14 protein-coding genes are annotated in these 15,667 nt (G+C 76.9%); 6 read left to right on the plus strand and 8 right to left on the minus strand.

Features of this window, described 5'->3' with window-relative positions:
- Positions 1 to 50 precede the first annotated feature (50 nt).
- The 4 genes from MHY85_RS05835 to MHY85_RS05850 are packed head-to-tail and all read left to right on the plus strand — an operon-like array spanning position 51 to position 7,288.
- Positions 51 to 2,231 carry a glycoside hydrolase family 3 N-terminal domain-containing protein gene (locus tag MHY85_RS05835; protein ID WP_239194148.1) on the plus strand — a complete coding sequence of 727 codons (2,181 nt, stop codon included), beginning with the start codon at positions 51 to 53 and terminating at the stop codon, positions 2,229 to 2,231.
- The gene (locus MHY85_RS05840; RefSeq protein ID WP_239194096.1) at positions 2,228 to 3,025 is read left to right on the plus strand and encodes a hypothetical protein; all 798 of its coding nucleotides are present in this window, start codon (positions 2,228 to 2,230) and stop codon (positions 3,023 to 3,025) included. The genes MHY85_RS05835 and MHY85_RS05840 overlap by 4 nt, the downstream gene beginning before the upstream one ends.
- On the plus strand, positions 3,018 to 6,452 hold the full coding sequence (locus MHY85_RS05845; RefSeq protein ID WP_239194098.1) for a hypothetical protein: 3,435 nt from the start codon (positions 3,018 to 3,020) through the stop codon (positions 6,450 to 6,452). Before MHY85_RS05840 ends, MHY85_RS05845 begins: the two co-directional genes overlap by 8 nt.
- Positions 6,449 to 7,288, plus strand: a complete 840-nt coding sequence (locus MHY85_RS05850) for an endonuclease/exonuclease/phosphatase family protein (RefSeq protein ID WP_239194100.1) — start codon at positions 6,449 to 6,451, stop codon at positions 7,286 to 7,288. Before MHY85_RS05845 ends, MHY85_RS05850 begins: the two co-directional genes overlap by 4 nt.
- A gap of 108 nt (positions 7,289 to 7,396) precedes the next feature.
- Here the strand turns inward: MHY85_RS05850 and MHY85_RS05855 are convergent, their stop codons facing one another.
- The 8 genes from MHY85_RS05855 to MHY85_RS05890 form a co-directional block, all read right to left on the minus strand.
- Positions 7,397 to 7,981: a MerR family transcriptional regulator gene (locus MHY85_RS05855; protein ID WP_308191320.1), complete on the minus strand. Its 585-nt coding sequence runs from the start codon at positions 7,979 to 7,981 to the stop codon at positions 7,397 to 7,399.
- Positions 7,982 to 8,130: 149 nt separating this feature from the next.
- Positions 8,131 to 8,697: a bifunctional nuclease family protein gene (locus MHY85_RS05860; RefSeq protein ID WP_239194102.1), complete on the minus strand. Its 567-nt coding sequence runs from the start codon at positions 8,695 to 8,697 to the stop codon at positions 8,131 to 8,133.
- 83 nt (positions 8,698 to 8,780) lie between these two features.
- Positions 8,781 to 9,446, minus strand: coding sequence for a MerR family transcriptional regulator (locus tag MHY85_RS05865; protein WP_308191321.1), 666 nt, complete (start codon positions 9,444 to 9,446; stop codon positions 8,781 to 8,783).
- A gap of 140 nt (positions 9,447 to 9,586) precedes the next feature.
- Complete coding sequence (locus tag MHY85_RS05870; protein ID WP_239194104.1) at positions 9,587 to 10,102, minus strand: FHA domain-containing protein; 516 nt, start codon at positions 10,100 to 10,102, stop codon at positions 9,587 to 9,589.
- A 122-nt stretch (positions 10,103 to 10,224) separates the two neighbouring features.
- A complete protein-coding gene (locus MHY85_RS05875; RefSeq protein WP_239194106.1) occupies positions 10,225 to 11,028 on the minus strand; it encodes a DUF881 domain-containing protein in 804 nt (267 codons plus the stop codon).
- A 5-nt stretch (positions 11,029 to 11,033) separates the two neighbouring features.
- Complete coding sequence (locus MHY85_RS05880) at positions 11,034 to 11,366, minus strand: small basic family protein (protein ID WP_147796766.1); 333 nt, start codon at positions 11,364 to 11,366, stop codon at positions 11,034 to 11,036.
- Between the two features lies 1 nt (position 11,367).
- Complete coding sequence (locus MHY85_RS05885) at positions 11,368 to 12,246, minus strand: DUF881 domain-containing protein (RefSeq protein WP_239194108.1); 879 nt, start codon at positions 12,244 to 12,246, stop codon at positions 11,368 to 11,370.
- 74 nt (positions 12,247 to 12,320) lie between these two features.
- Positions 12,321 to 12,932 (minus strand): CDP-alcohol phosphatidyltransferase family protein, encoded by a 612-nt coding sequence (locus tag MHY85_RS05890; protein WP_239194110.1) that lies wholly within the window; start codon positions 12,930 to 12,932, stop codon positions 12,321 to 12,323.
- Between the two features lie 132 nt (positions 12,933 to 13,064).
- Between MHY85_RS05890 and MHY85_RS05895 the strand changes: the two genes are divergently transcribed.
- Entirely contained in the window at positions 13,065 to 13,481 is a 417-nt protein-coding gene (locus tag MHY85_RS05895; RefSeq protein WP_239194112.1) for a CoA-binding protein, read from the plus strand.
- Between the two features lie 255 nt (positions 13,482 to 13,736).
- Positions 13,737 to 15,629 (plus strand): DEAD/DEAH box helicase, encoded by a 1,893-nt coding sequence (locus MHY85_RS05900; protein ID WP_239194114.1) that lies wholly within the window; start codon positions 13,737 to 13,739, stop codon positions 15,627 to 15,629.
- The last annotated feature ends 38 nt before the right edge of the window (positions 15,630 to 15,667 follow it).

The raw sequence follows: 15,667 nt of genomic DNA on the forward strand, positions 1-15,667 counted from the left end.
TGGACCCCGCCCTGCCCGTCGCCGACCGCGTCGCCGACCTGCTCGCGCGCATGACGCTCGCGGAGAAGGTCGGGCAGATGATGCAGCTGTCGGCCCCGGACGGCCTGAAGGAGCAGGTGCTGGACAAGCACGTCGGCTCGGTCCTGCACGCCTCGCCGGAGCTGATCCTCGAGGCGCACGACCTGACCGAGCAGACCCGGCTGCGCATCCCGCTGCTGATCGGCGAGGACGCCATCCACGGGCACTCGTTCTGCGACGGCGCGACCATCTTCCCGACCCAGCTCGGCATGGCGGCCACCTGGTCGCCCGACCTGGTGGAGCGGATGGCCCGGGCCACCGCGGTCGAGGCCGCGGCGACCGGCCTGCACTGGACCTTCTCCCCCGTGCTCTGCGTCGCCCGCGACCTGCGCTGGGGGCGCGTGAACGAGACGTTCGGCGAGGACCCGTTCCTCATCGGCGAGCTCGCCAGCGCGGCCGTCCGCGGGTATCAGGGGAACGGCCTGGCCGACCCCACGGCGGTGCTCGCGACCGCGAAGCACTTCGCGGGGTACTCGGAGACCCAGGGCGGCCGGGACGCGTCCGAGGCGGACCTGTCGCCGCGGAAGCTGCGGTCGTGGTTCCTCCCGCCGTTCGAGCGGGTGGCGCGCGAGGGCTGCGGCACGTTCATGCTCGGGTACCAGACCATCGACGGCGTCCCGATCACCGTCAACGACTGGCTGCTCACCGACGTGCTGCGCGGCGAGTGGGGCTACACGGGCATGCTCGTCACCGACTGGGACAACGTCGGGCGCATGGTGTGGGAGCAGCAGGTGCAGCCCGACCACGTGCACGCGTCCGCCGCGGCGGTCCGGGCCGGCAACGACATGATCATGACGACCGCCGGGTTCTTCGAGGGCGCGCAGGAGGCGGTGGCCCGCGGGCTGATCGCCGAGTCCGACCTCGACGCCGCGGTGTCCCGGATCCTGACGCTGAAGTTCCAGCTCGGGCTGTTCGAGGACCGCCGCCGGCCCGACCTCGCGACCATGGGCGCCGTCATCGGCTCGCACCAGGACCTCAACCTGGAGCTCACCCGGCGGTCGCTGGTGCTGCTGCGGAACACCGGCGTGCTGCCGCTCGACGGCGACCGCCCCCGGACGGTCGCCGTGGTGGGCCCGCTGGCCGACGACCCGCAGACCCAGCTCGGCGACTGGGCCGGCTCCTCCGGCCAGGTCGGCCACATGGCGCACGGGCAGCCGCGGGCCATGATCACCACGGTGCTGGACGGGCTCCGCGACGGGGTGCCGGACGGCTGGACCGTCACGTACTCCCCCGGTGCCGAGATCCTCACGCACGAGGACGACCCCGAGGGACCCTTCTTCCCCGACGGCCAGCCCCGTCCGCAGGTCGTCGCCGCCGCACCGGTGGACCCGGCGCAGCTCGAGGCGGCCGTCGCCGCGGCGCGGGACGCGGACGTCGTGGTGGCCGTGGTCGGCGACCGGATCGAGCTCGTGGGCGAGGGCACCTCGACCGCGACGCTCGAGCTGCTCGGCGGGCAGATCGCGCTGCTGGACGCCGTCGCGGCGACCGGCACGCCGCTGGTCGTCGTGCTCCAGGCGTCGAAGCCGATGGTGCTGCCGCCGTCCGCCCTGGGCGCCGACGCGCTCGTGTGGGCCGCCCACCCGGGGATGACCGGGGGGCGGGCGCTGGCGGACCTGCTGCTCGGGCGCGTCGAGCCGAGCGGCCGGCTGCCGATCTCGTTCGCCCGGCACGTCGGCCAGCAGCCCACCTACTACAACCAGGTGCGCGGGCAGCACGGGGTCCGGTACGCCGACCTCACGCAGGACCCGGCGTTCGCGTTCGGCGAGGGCCTGTCCTACACCACGGTCGAGTACGCCGACCTCGCCGTCGACACCCCGGAGGTCACCGCGGGCGACGTGGTGCGCGCCCACGTGACGGTCACGAACACCGGTGCGCGGCCCGTGCTGGAGACCGTGCAGGTGTACGTCCGGGACCTGGTCACGTCCGCGTCCTGGGCCGACCGGGAGCTGAAGGCCTTCACGCAGGTCGAGCTCGCGCCGGGCGGGAGCGCGCGGGTGCCGCTCGCCGTGCCGGCCGCGGACTGCACGATCGTCGACGCCGCCGGGCGGCGCGTGGTGGAGCCGGGCGGCTTCGAGCTCCTCGTGGGACCGAGCAGCCGGCCCCGGGACCTGCTGCGCGCGGGGTTCGCGGTGGTCGCCGGGGCCGGGTCGTGACCGCCGACCCGACGACGTTCCCCGTCACACCCGCCGACCGCGACCCCGCCCAGCCGGGCCGGCGCCGCGGGGACGAGGTGGGCGACGGGCCGTTCGGCCGCGCGGTCACCGCGTTCGCCTGGGGCGCGGGCCTCGCGGCGCTGCTCGCCGCGGCGAACCTGCCGCTGGTCGCGCTCGGCCTCCTGCTGCGCCCGGACCCGTCGCTCGCCTGGCTCGTCGCCCTGGCCACGATCCCCGCCGGGCCGGCGCTGTCCGCCGGTCTGTACGCGGTCCGTGAGCACTACGTCGACGTGCGGGTGCCGCTGGTCCGCGCCTTCAGGCGGGGCTACCGGCTCGGCTGGCGCGACGCGACCGCCGTCGCGGTGCCGGTGTGCCTGCTGGGTGCGCTCGTCGCGACCGTCGGCGCGGGCGCGCGCGACTCCGGCGTGCCGGCCCTCGTCGCGGGCCTCGCGCCCGGGGCCGGTGTGCTGCTGCTCGTCGTGGCGCTGCACTCCCTCGCGCTGCGCACCTTCTTCCGCCTGCCGCTCACCGCGGCTGTGCAGGCCGGCGCCTACTACCTGGTCGCGCGGTGGCGCGCCTCGCTCGGGACCCTCGCGCTCCTGGCCGGGGCGGTCGCCGTGGCGGCCGCGGCGTCCGACCTGCTGCTCGTCCTGCTCGGCGGGGTGTGGGTGTGGCTCTGGTACCGCACCACCGCCGGGATGCTGCGCGACGCGGTCGCGCGGTTCCTGACCGCCGACGCCCGTCCGACGACGACCACCCGACCGCTCGACCCCCGGGGACCCCGACATGCCTGACACCCTGACCCGTCTGCACCGCGACCGGACCGACCGCACCCGCACGGTGGACGCGGGCGGCGGCCTCGCCGTGCGGATCACCCCCGCCGGCGACGTCGCCGAGATCGCCGCGCCCGGCGACCGCCTCGTGAACCAGTACCGGATCGGCGTGCACGACGCCGGCATCGCCGGGCTGTTCCTGCGCCGCACGGCGGCCGACGGGGCGGTGACGCACGTCCCGCTGACCGGCGGCCGCTCCGGCGCGGCCTGGCGGGCCGGGTCCGGGTCGGTGCGCTGGACCGGCACCGGCCTGGGCGTCGCCTGGACCGTCGACCTGGTGCTCGACCCCGACCGGACGGCGCTGGTGTGGCGGGTGGCGCTCGCCCGGGCGCAGGGCTCTGCCGGCGTGCCCGACCCGCTCGCGGGCGCGACCTGGGACGTCGCCGCGCTCCAGGACCTGTCCCTCGCCCCGGCGCAGGCGGCGTCCTCCTCGGAGCCGTACGTCGCGCAGTACGTCGCGCACCGCCTCGCGGACCAGGCCGGGCTGGGGACGGTCGTCCTGTCCCGGCAGACGATGACGTCCGCGCCGGTGCTCCCGCTGTTCGCGCTGGCGGTCGCGGAGGGGTCCGCCGCGGCGGGGACGGACGGGTTCGACCTGTACGGCCCGGCGGCGCGCGCCGGCCGCACGCCCGCGTTCCTGTCCGGCGAGCCGTGGCCCGACCGGGTGCGGCAGCACGAGATGGCGATGGCCGGGCTCCTGTCGCGGCCGTCGGCGCTCGCCGAGCCGCTGGTGCTGCACGTCGTCGGCCGGTACTGGGACGACCGGCGCGGGGCGATGCTGGACGCGCTGCCGGAGCTGGCCGCGGAGGTGCCCGCCCTGGTCGCGCTCGCGGACGCGCGCGCGGAGACCGCCTCTGGCGCGGGCGATCCCGCCGCGCCGGGCGACGGCGCGGCCGAGCCGGTCGCCGCGCGCTCGCTCCTGGCGACCGCTCCCCTGCTCGGCGGGGCACCGCTGAGCGACGACGCCCTGCTCGCCCTCGGCGACGGTGCCCGGCACGTCGAGCGCGATGCCGCGGGGCGCCTGCTGTCCTACTTCACGCCGGACGGCGCGCACGTCGTCCGCGGCGAGAAGGACCTCGACCTGGTGCGCCCGCACGGCCACGTGCTGCTCGCGGGGGACGCGCTGAGCCCGGACCGGCCGGTGCTGTCGACGACCGTCTTCGCGCACGGCGTGTTCGGCTCGCACACCGTCCTCGGCAACACCACCTTCGACACGCTCACGACCGTGCACCGCAACCACCTCAACCTGCTGCGCGCCAACGGCGTCCGGGTGCTGGTCCGGGTCGACGGCGCGTGGCGGATGCTCGGCGCGCCGTCGGCGTTCGTGCTCGACGTCGGCGAGGCCCGCTGGGTGTACGCCCTCGACGCGGCGCGCGTCGAGGTGCGCACGGTCGCCGCCTCGGACCGGGACGCGCTGCTGCTGGAGGTCGCCGCGACCGCCCCGGTGGACGTCCTGGTCAGCACCGAGGTCGAGCTCGGCGGCGGCGCGTGGCACGCCGGTGTGCAGGACGGGGCGGTCGTCCTGGCCGCCGACGAGGGCACGCCGACCCGCGACCACCACCCGGCCCTGCGCTACGTGCTCGCCGCGACCCCGGGCGCGGACGTCGCCGGCGACGACCCGCTGTTCGCGGACGGCCGGGCGCGCGGCACCTCCGTGGTGACCGTGCGCGGCACCGCGGGCCCCGGCGCCCCGCTGCGGGTCGCGACCACGGCGGACCGCGACGGCGGGGCGAGCGCCGTGCTCGCGGCCGAGGTCGTCGCCGACGGGCTGCACGCGGCGCGCGAGGCCGCCGGTCACCGCGCCACCCTGGCCCGGCTGACCCGCGGGCTGACCGTGGCGGCGGGCTCCCGGCTCGCCGAGCTCGAGACGCTGCTGCCCTGGTGGGCCAACGACGCCCGCGTGCACTACCTGGTGCCGCACGGGCTCGAGCAGTACCAGGGCGCGGCCTGGGGCACCCGCGACGTGTGCCAGGGGCCGTTCGAGCTGCTGCTGGCGGCCGGGCGCCTCGACGCCTGCCGTGACGTGGTGCTGCGGGTGCTCGGCGCCCAGGCGGCGGACGGCACGTTCCCGCAGTGGTTCATGTTCGACGAGTACGCCGAGATCTATCAGGAGCACGCGCACGGCGACGTCGTGCACTGGCCGCTGTTCGCCCTGGGCCAGTACCTGCGGGCGTCGGGCGACGTCGGGGTGCTGGACGCGGCCGTGCCGTTCCGCACCGGCGAGCCCGCGACGGTCGCCGACCACCTCGACGCGCTGCTCAGGCACCTGGAGACGGACCTCGTGCCCGGGACCTGCCTGCCCGCGTACGGCGACGGCGACTGGGACGACACCCTGCAGCCCGCCCGGTCGGAGATGCGCGCCTCGATGGCGTCGACCTGGACCACCGCCCTCGCGGTGCAGGCGCTCGGGCTCGCAGCCGAGCAGCTGCGGGCCGCGCCCGGTGCCGCCGACCTGGTCGGGCGGATGGACGCCCTGGGTGCCGCGGTCGCCGCCGACCTGCGCCGGCACATGCTCCCGGACGGTGTCGCCGCCGGGTTCGTCACCGTCGCCGACGGCGTGGCCACGCCCGTGATCCACCCGCGCGACACCTCCACCGGCCTGACCTACCGGCTGATCCCGATGACCCAGCTGGTGCTGGCGGGGGTGCTCGACCAGGACGGCGCCGACCGGCACGAGACGATCATCCGCGAGCACCTGCTGTTCCCCGACGGCGTGCGGCTGACCGACCGCCCCACGCGGTTCGCCGACGGAGAGACGGAGTCGTTCCGCCGCGCCGAGCAGGCCGCGTTCTTCGGCCGCGAGGTCGGCCTGATGTACGCGCACGCGCACATCCGGTGGGCCGAGGCGCTGGCGGCGCTCGGGCGCGCCGACGTCGGCGACGAGCTGCTGCGGCTATCGCCCATCGGCATGCGCGAGCGCGTCCCGAGCGCCCTGCCCCGCCAGCGCACCTGCTACACGTCGTCCTCGGACGCGGCGTTCCCCGACCGGTACGCCGCCGCGCGGGACTTCGAGCTGCTGCGCACCGGAGAGGTGCCCACCGCCGACGGGTGGCGGGTGTACTCCTCGGGGCCGGGCATCTACCTGCGGCAGGTGCTGCACGGTCTGCTCGGCCTGGAGGAGCGGCACGACGTGCTGGTCGTCGGCCCGACGCTCGCGCCGGAGGACGACGGGCTGTCCGTCGAGCTCGACCTGGCCGGCGCGCGCCGGACCGTGCGCTACCGGGTCGACCCGGCCGCCGACGCGGTCGAGGTGCGGGTCGACGGCCGGGTCGCCCCGGCGACGCCGGTCCCGCACCCGTACCGGTGGGCGAGCGCCGCGGTGGACCTGGCCGCGCTCGACGGCGCCCGGGTCCTCGAGGTGACGACGCCCGCGGGCACGCGGCTGTGACCGCGGCGCTGCGGGTCGGCACGTACAACCTCTGGGTCGCCCACTGGCCGGCCACGGCGACGTACGACCGGCTGCCGCTGGTCCGGGCCGCGCTGGACCGGGTCGACGTCCTGGGCACGCAGGAGGGCACGAGCGCGCACCTCGCGGCGCTGACCGAGGGCACCGGGTTCGCCGCCGTGGGCCGGTCCCGGGACGGCGACGGCGCCGGCGAGCACTCGGCGATCCTGTACCGGACCGCGCGGGTCGCGGTGGAGGCGACGGGGGACTTCTGGCTCTCCCCCACCCCGGACGTGCCCAGCACGGGCTGGGACGCCACCCGGTACCGCCGGCTGTGCACCTGGGCGCGCCTGCGGGACCGCACCACCGGGTCGACGTTCGCGCTCCTGAACGCGCACCTGGACCACGAGGGAGCACGGGCGCGGGTGGAGTCGGCGCGGCTGCTGCTGGCCCGGGCGGCGGAGGTCGCGGGCGACGGGCCGGTCGTGCTCACCGGGGACCTCAACGCCGAGCCGGGGTCGGAGCCGCTGCGGGTGCTGCTGGCCGGGCCGGCCGCCGGGGCCGGCGGCGCGGCGACGCGCGGCCGGCTGGTGGACGCCCGTGCGGCGAGCGCCACCCCGCCGTCCGGGCCGTCGACGACGTTCACCGAGCTGGTCGACCCGGACGGACCCGCACCGGGGCCCGGCGCACCGCGGCGGCGCATCGACCACGTCCTGGTGAGCCCGGACGTCGCGGTCGAGGCGTACGCCGTCCTGGACGCCCGCCCGGGCGGCCGGCACCCCTCCGACCACGACCCGGTGGTGGCGACGCTGCGCCTCCCGGCACCGGTCGCCGCCTGACCCCGCCGCGCCACCGGGGCCGCTCCGGACCGCTCGACGGGCCCGCGCGCACGACAGGACGGCCCGGACCCCGTGCGGGGTCCGGGCCGTCCCGGTGTCGTGGGGGCGTCAGCCTGCGGTGCGCGCCCGCCGCCGCTCCGCGAGCTCGTCGTGCGCGTGGGCGGCGACGCCCTCGTCCTCGGCGCGCTCGGTCGGCAGCTCCGCGAGTGTGCCCTCGACCTCGCGCCACACCCGGCCGACCGCGATGCCGAACACGCCCTGGCCGCCCTGCACCAGGTCGATGACCTCGTCCGCGGAGGTGCACTCGTAGACGCTCGCGCCGTCGGACATCAGCGTGATCTGCGCGAGGTCGTCGACGCCGCGCTCGCGCAGGTGGCCGACCGCCGCGCGGATCTGCTGCAGCGAGACGCCGGTGTCGAGCAGCCGCTTGACCACCTTGAGCACCAGGATGTCCCGGAACGAGTACAGCCGCTGCGTCCCCGAGCCGGTGGCCGGGCGGACGGACGGCTCGACCAGGCCGGTGCGGGCCCAGTAGTCGAGCTGGCGGTACGTGATGCCGGCGGCGCGGCACGCGGTCGGGCCGCGGTAGCCGGTCGTGACGTCGAGGTCCGGGAGCTCGTCGCCGAACAGGAGGCCCTGCGCCCGCTGCGGGACGGCGCCTGCCGCCTCCGCTGTCTGCTCGGTGCCGGTCACGGGGTCCTCCACTCGTCGCGCCCGCGCGCCGGGGCGGCGTGTCGGGAGATGCAGTGCTGTGCTGTTCTGGGTGCCACGCTAGGGCCGCCGCGGAAGGCGGTCAACGACCGCCACGCCCACGGCGCTCGGCGTGTCGCACACGGCGTGTCTCACCCTCCACCTGAGGTTGAACCTCTGTCCTTCCCCCCGGGCTCGCCGCGCTCGAAGTCGTCCGGCGAGACGTTGTCCAGGAACTGGCGGAACTGCGCGACCTGCTCGTCCGGGCTGCTGCTCGCGGCGGCCTCGTCGGCCTCCTCCGGGGAGACCGGCGCCGCCTCGACGCCGACCTCCGCCAGCACGTCCGTCGCGCACAGCACCGGGCAGCCCACGCGCACCGCCAGCGCGATCGCGTCCGAGGCGCGGGCGTCCACCCGGGTCCGCCGCTCCCCCAGCACCAGCGCCGCGTGGAACACCCCGCCGACCAGCTCGGTGATCTCGACCTGCACCACCCGCACGTCCAGGGAGATCAGCACGTCCCGGAGCAGGTCGTGCGTCATCGGCCGCGGCGGGACCACCCCCGCCTGGGCGGTGGCGATCGCACCCGCCTCCGTGGGGCCGATCGCGATCGGCACGATCAGCTCGCCCACGGGCTCGAGCAGCAGCACGACGAGCTCGTCGTCGCCCGGGTGGCGGCGCACGCCGAGCACCTCGAGCTGGACCAGGTCGTCCTCGTGCATGCGTCCACGCTACGTCGCGCGGGCGCACCGTGCACCGGGCGCCACGCGCGGGACCCGCGCCCCCGCGCGGCCCGCCGGCCGCCTCAGGGCGCCAGGTCCGCCACGCCCGCGCGCACCAGCGCGGTGTGCAGGCGGGTGCACAGCTCGCCGACCTCCGCCGCGACGGTGCTCGCCCGGCCGCGCGCCGACGGCGACGACTGCCCGCGCCACGGCGCCACGACCGTCTCCACCATGTCGACCTGCCGGTCGGCCGCGCTGCGGAACGCGCGCAGGTGCCGGGCCTCGAGCCCGTGCTCGGCCAGGGCCGCCGCGGCCTGCACCACGTCCTTCGCCCACGCGTCCAGGTGCCCGGACGCCGACGGGCGCAGCACGCCGGCCTGGACCAGGTCGGCGACGAGCTGCTCCTCGACCCCGGCCTCCCGGGCCAGCGCGGCGGTGGTGTAGCGCGCGTCGGTCGCCCCCGAGCGCGGCACGCCGTCCTCGGTCACGACGAGCGAGACCGGCTCGGACTCCTCGCCGGCGTCCAGCGCGGCCAGCCGCTCGCCGATCACCTTGAGCGGCACGTACCGGTCCCGCTGCTCGCGGAGCACGTACCGCAGCCGCTCGAGGTCCGCGGGGCTGTACTGCCGGTACCCCGCGGGCGTGCGCACCGGCTCGACCAGGCCCTGCTCCTCGAGGAACCGCAGCTTGGAGTTGGTCACCGCCGGGAACTCGATCCGCAGCGCCGCGAGCACGTCGGAGATGCGCATGCTCGCCTGCCGCGACAGCCCGCGCGGCCAGGGACCCGGCGCGTCCTCCCCGGACGGTGCCGCCGCGCCGGGCGCGGGGTGCGCGACGCCGCCGGCGACGTCCGGGCCCGCGTCCGCGCGCCGGGCGGACCGGGCCGCGCTCACTGCGCGGGACCGGCGGGCTGGCCGCCCGGCCGCGCGGCGGGGCTGGGGTGGAACGTCATCCGGAACTTGCCGATCTGGACCTCGTCGCCGGCGCGCAGCACCGCGGAGTCGATCCGCTCCCGGTTCACGTACGTCCCGTTGAGGGAGCCCACGTCGCGCACCACGAAGTCGTCGAGCTCGCGGACGAACTCGGCGTGCTTGCGGGAGACGGTCACGTCGTCCAGGAAGATGTCCGCGCTCGGGCTGCGACCGGCGACCGTCCGGTCGGCGTCGAGCAGGAACCGGGCGCCGGAGCTCGGGCCGCGCTGCATCACGAGCAGGGCGGAGGTGCGCGGCAGCGCCTGCACGGCCGCGGCCTGCTCGGCGGTGAGGCCGACGGGACCCGCCGGCTCCGCGTCCAGCGCGCCCAGCGAGCCGAAGCTGATGGTGGTGTCGGGAGCCGCCGAGATGGGCGCCCCGTCGGGCGCGGCCGGGCGCGGCTCGCCGCCCGGCACCTGCTGCTCGTCGCTCATGACACCCTCCCAGACCTGCTCATCCGCGCCCCCGACCTGCACCGGGGTCCCGGACAGCCTATGCGCCCGGAGGACCTGCGCACACCCCGCCGACCGGGTGTCGGCACCCGGGCGGGTGGCGCTCAGCCGTCGCCGGACGTCTCCGGCTCGGCGTACTGCGGGTCCGGCACGTCGCGGGTGGCCGTGACCTCGACGTGGTCCTCGGTCGACACCGTCGCCGTCCCGCCGTCGATCTGCACCTTGGCGACCGCCCCACCCGGGATCGCGAGCGCGGTCGACATGGTGCCGGGCTCCCCGATCGCGACCCACCGGTACGGCGGCGACACCGGCGCCCCGTCCACCTCGATGCCGTCGTCCGTGCCGAGCACGTAGGACGACGCGGTCAGCCGCTGGTCGTTGAGCTGGATCGCCTCGGCGCCCGAGTTGCGCAGCTCCTCCAGCAGGTTGAGCAGGGTCAGGGCGGACACCGACCGGGACGGGTCCGACACGGTCACCGTGATCCCCGGGCCCTCCGCGGGCAGCCGGCCGGACAGGATGCCCTGCGCGGCCGCGCTGCGGGTCGCCGCCTCGAGCGCCGCCTCGCGGCTGGACCCGGCGGACTGCAGCTCGGTGCGGGTGCGCTCCAGCTCGGTCACCTGCTCCTGCAGGTCGTCGGCCTGGCGGGTCGTCTGGTCCAGGAGCGACACGAGCTCGGACTCGCGCATGACCGTCAGGCTCTCGGTGTCCGTCTGCCGCACCTGGACGGCGATCGCGAAGCCGAGCGCGACGCACAGCACGCCGGTCAGGGCCTGGGCGCGGGTGGCGCGCGGGCGCAGCGCGGGCCCCAGGGCGCGCCAGCCGCGGACCGGACCGGGCGCCGCCGGGGCGGCGGGGCCGGGCGCGGCGGGGCCGGGCGCCGTCCGGTCCTCGGGGCCGGTGCCGCTCACGTCCGTCACGCCTTGAACAGGTGCCGGCGGATCGCGGCCACGTTGGAGAAGATCCGGATGCCGAGCACGACCACCACGCCGGTCGACAGCTGGGAGCCGACGCCGAGCTGGTCCCCCAGGAACACGATCAGCGCGGCCACCACGACGTTCGACAGGAACGACACCAGGAAGACCCGGTCGTCGAACAGGCCGTCGAGCACCGCCCGGAAGCCGCCGAACAGCGCGTCCAGCGCCGCGACCACCGCGATCGGGAGGTAGGGCTGCAGCGCCGCCGGCACCGTGGGCTCGAGCACCAGGCCCGCCACCACGCCGACGATCAGGCCGATCACCGCGATCAACTCAGTCCCCCTCGTTCTCGTCCGTGGACAGTGTGCCCGACGGCGACGCCGAACCCGTCGCCGGCGGCGGCGCGCCGGGCAGGACCGGCACGCCCTCCGGGAGCCGCGCCGACCGGAGCGTCACCGTGCCGGCGGCGGGCAGGTGCAGGTCCCGCTGCGACGACACCCGGGTCGGGATGCCGTAGGTGGACTGCAGCACCGCGAGCAGCTGCCCGCCGGACGTGCGCGCGAGCGCGGTCTGCATGCCCTGCGGGTCGCCGATCGCCTCGACCGTGTACGGCCCGACCAGCGGCACGACGTCCACCAGGATCGCGTCCCCGGCGGTGCGGATGGCCGTGGTCGGCCCGAGCCGCTCGCCGTTGACGGCGATCGCCTCGGCGCCCGAGGCCCACAGCCCGTTGACCACGAGCTGCAGGTCCGAGTCGCGGACCCGGCCGTTCGGGTCGTCGTCGTCCGTGCCGGCGTCCTGCAGGGTGATCCGCAGGCCGTCGCCGGTCACCGCCGTCGTCCCGGACGCCACCGAGTCGACCGCGAGCTGGTCGAGCAGCGGCGCGTCGACCCCGGACAGCGCCTGCTCCTGCAGCACCGCGATCTCGTCGGACAGCGCCCCGCTGCGCTCCCGCAGCCGGTCGACCTCGGCGCTCCGCTCGGTGATCTGCCCGGCCAGCACCTCGCGCGCGGCGATCGCCGACGGCTGCGGGGCGCGCAGCGCGAGCACCGACCACGTGGTGGCCGCCCCGAGGGCCACCGCCAGGGCGGCCACCGCCGCGGTGCCGAACCCGCCCCGGCGCCGCGTCCGGCCGGCGGCGGCGCGGCGCTCGGCGGCCTCGCGGTACTCGGGGTCGAGCGGGTGCTGGGTCACCTCGGTCAGCAGCGACATCGAGGCGTCCGGACGGCGCCGCACCGGGCTCCCCGCGGGGCCTCGGCCGGGTCGGTCCCCCGCGCGGGGATCCGTCACGCGGCCACCGTGCGGGGCTCACCCGCGTCCGCGCCGCCGCGCCGCCCGACGAGCACCCACGCCTGGCGCACGTACAGCACGCCGGCGAACCAGTACAGGGCGACACCCCACCACGCGCACGCCCAGCCGAGCACCGAGGCCAGGTCGCCGACGATGCCGCCCCAGTGCGCGAGCAGCAGCAGCGGGAACGCGTACAGCAGCGCGAACGTCCCGGCCTTGCCGGCCAGGTGCACCTGCAGCGGGCCGTAGCCGTGCCGCGCCAGGACGACGAGCATCACGAGGAGCATCGCCTCGCGGGCGAGCAGCACGACGACGAGCCACCACGGGACGACGCCGCGGGCCGCGAGCCCGAGCAGCGTCACGAGGATGAACAGCCGGTCCGCCGCGGGGTCGAGCACCTGCCCGAGCCGCGACACCTGCCCGAGGCGGCGCGCGAGCACCCCGTCGAGCCAGTCGCTGGCGCCGGACACCGCGAGGACCCCGAGGGCCCAGCCGTCGTGCCCCGCCGCGATCAGCACCGCGAACACCGGCACCATCAGCAGCCGCACGAGGCTGATCACGTTCGGCACGGTGAGGACGCGGTCGCTCACCACGTCCCGCTCTGCCACAGCTCTCCCGCCTCGCACACCCGATCGACCGGCCACATCCTACGCAGGTGGGGACCGCTGCCCGGGTCACCGCGCGCGCCCGGCCGCGTCGGGTCCCGCGCGGCGGCGGTCCGGCCGTGGTTCGCTGACGGCATGGCCCACGTGAACGACCCCGCCGTGATCGACCGCCTGCTCCGCACGCCCGGCACCTGGGCCGTCGTCGGCCTGTCCACCAACCGGGCGCGCGCGGCGTACGGCGTCGCCGCCTACCTGCGGGACCTCGGGCAGACGGTCGTGCCGGTGCACCCCCGGGCCGAGACGGTGCACGGGGCGGCCGGCGTGCGGACCCTGGCGGAGGTCGCCGGGCCGGTCGACGTCGTCGACGTGTTCGTGAACTCGACCCTCGCCGGCGGCGTCGTCGACCAGGCGATCGCGATCGGGGCGCGGGCGGTGTGGCTGCAGCTCGGGGTGGTCGACGAGGCGGCCGCGGAGCGCGCGGCGGCCGCGGGGCTCGACGTCGTGATGGACACCTGCCCCGCGATCGAGGGGCCGCGGCTCGGGCTGGGGTGAGCCGGCCCGGCCCGAGCCGCCGGGGCCGTGTGCCGGAGGTCACCGCACCCCGTCCGCCCGGCCGGGCGCGGTCGACGGTAGACTGGTGCCACTCGGAGTCAGTCGCAGTGTCCCGTGATGTGCGTGCCGAGGCCCCACCCCTGTTCCTGACGTGGCGGCCTCGTGATGTGTGGGTGTGGGAGTGCGACCGCGTGGCCGACCGGAACCCGGGCGGCCCACAGCTCCCCCCAGCGACACGAAACGGTGCTGTCCTCCATGACGTCTGTGCTCGACCCTGCCCTGCCCGAGACCGCCCCCGCCGTCACCTTCGCCGACCTCGACCTGCCCGCGCCGCTGCGTGAGGCCGTCCTGGGGCTCGGCTTCACCACCCCCACCGCCATCCAGGCCGAGGCCATCCCCGCCCTGCTGGCCGGCCGCGACATCACCGGCGTCGCCCAGACCGGCACCGGCAAGACGGCCGCGTTCGGCCTGCCGCTGCTCGCCGCCGTCGACCCGGAGCTCCGCGAGGTGCAGGCGATCGTCCTGGCCCCGACGCGCGAGCTCGCGATGCAGGTCGCCGAGGCGCTCGAGTCCTTCGCGTCGAAGATGCCCGGCCTCGAGGTCGTCCCGGTCTACGGCGGCTCGCCGTACCTGCCGCAGCAGCGCGCGCTGCGCGGCGGCGCCCAGGTCGTCGTCGGCACCCCGGGCCGCGTGATCGACCACCTCGACCGCGGCTCGCTGAAGCTCGACGCCGTGCGGTTCCTCGCGCTGGACGAGGCCGACGAGATGCTCCGCATGGGCTTCGTCGACGACGTGGACCGGATCGCGTCCGCCACGCCGGCCTCCAAGCAGGTCGCGCTGTTCTCCGCGACCATGCCGCCGGCCATCCGCCGCGTCGCCGCGCAGCACCTGACCGACCCGGTCGAGATCACCGTGGCCCGGCAGTCGTCCACGGTGTCGAGCGTCCGGCAGACCTACGCCGTGGTGCCGTTCCGGCACAAGGCCGGCGCCCTGGCCCGCGTGCTCGCGGTCTCCGACGCCGACGCGGCGATCGTCTTCGTCCGCACCCGCAGCGCGGCCGAGGACGTCGCGGTGTCGCTGGTCGAGCGGGGCGTCGCCGCCGCCTACATCTCCGGTGACGTCGCCCAGGGCGACCGGGAGAAGATCGTCGAGCGCGTCCGCTCCGGCGCGATCAACGTCCTCGTGGCGACCGACGTCGCCGCCCGCGGCCTCGACATCGACCGCATCGGGCTCGTCGTGAACTTCGACGTCCCGGGCGAGCCCGAGGCGTACGTGCACCGCATCGGCCGCACCGGCCGCGCGGGCCGCACCGGCGAGGCGCTGACCTTCGTCACCCCGAACGAGAACGGCAAGCTCCGGGCGATCGAGCGGACCACCCGCCAGCAGCTCGAGCAGATCCAGATCCCGTCGCCGGCGGACGTGTCGGCGCACCGTGTCGCCGCCCTGCTCGCCCGGGTGCCGGCGCGCCGCGAGCTCGGCCGCCTGGACCTGTACCGCACCGCCGCCGCGGAGTTCCTCGCCGCGCACCCGGACGTCGACGCGAGCGACCTGGTCGCGGTGCTCGCCGCCCTGGCCGTCGGTGACGAGGGCCCCGCGCCCCGCCCGACCGAGGGCGACGACCTGGACGACGCGCTGTCCCGCGCGCACCTCGCGCCGGAGCGCGGCGGCCCCCGCCGGGACGGCGCCGAGGGCGGCCGCCCGCGCAGCGCCGCCCGCCCCAGCAGCGGCGGCCCGCGCTACCGCCTCGCGGTCGGCTCGAAGGACGGCGTGCAGCCCGGCGGCATCGTCGGCGCGCTGACGAACGAGGGCGGCCTCACCGGCAAGGACCTCGGCAAGATCGACATCTTCTCGACGTTCTCGCTGGTCGAGATCCCCGCGGGCCTGTCCCCCGAGGCCTTCGACCGCATCGGCCGCGCCCGCGTCGCCGGCCGCCCGCTGCGCATCCGCGTGGACGAGGGGCCGCGCGCCGCGAGCCGTCCGGACCGCGGCGCCTCCCGCGGCCCGGCCCACCACGGCCCGCGCACCGGCCGCGACGGCGCCCGCGAGGGCGGCTACGGCACGCGCGAGGGCGGCTACGGCTCCCGCGAGGGCGGCCGGGACTTCGGCGGCCGGGACTCGCGCCCGCGCCGCTCGACCACCCCGCGCTGACCCGCGACGAAGGGCCCCGGCACCGACCACGGTGCCGG

The sequence above is a fragment of the Cellulomonas sp. ACRRI genome (assembly GCF_022346185.1).
Taxonomy (GTDB): domain Bacteria; phylum Actinomycetota; class Actinomycetes; order Actinomycetales; family Cellulomonadaceae; genus Cellulomonas.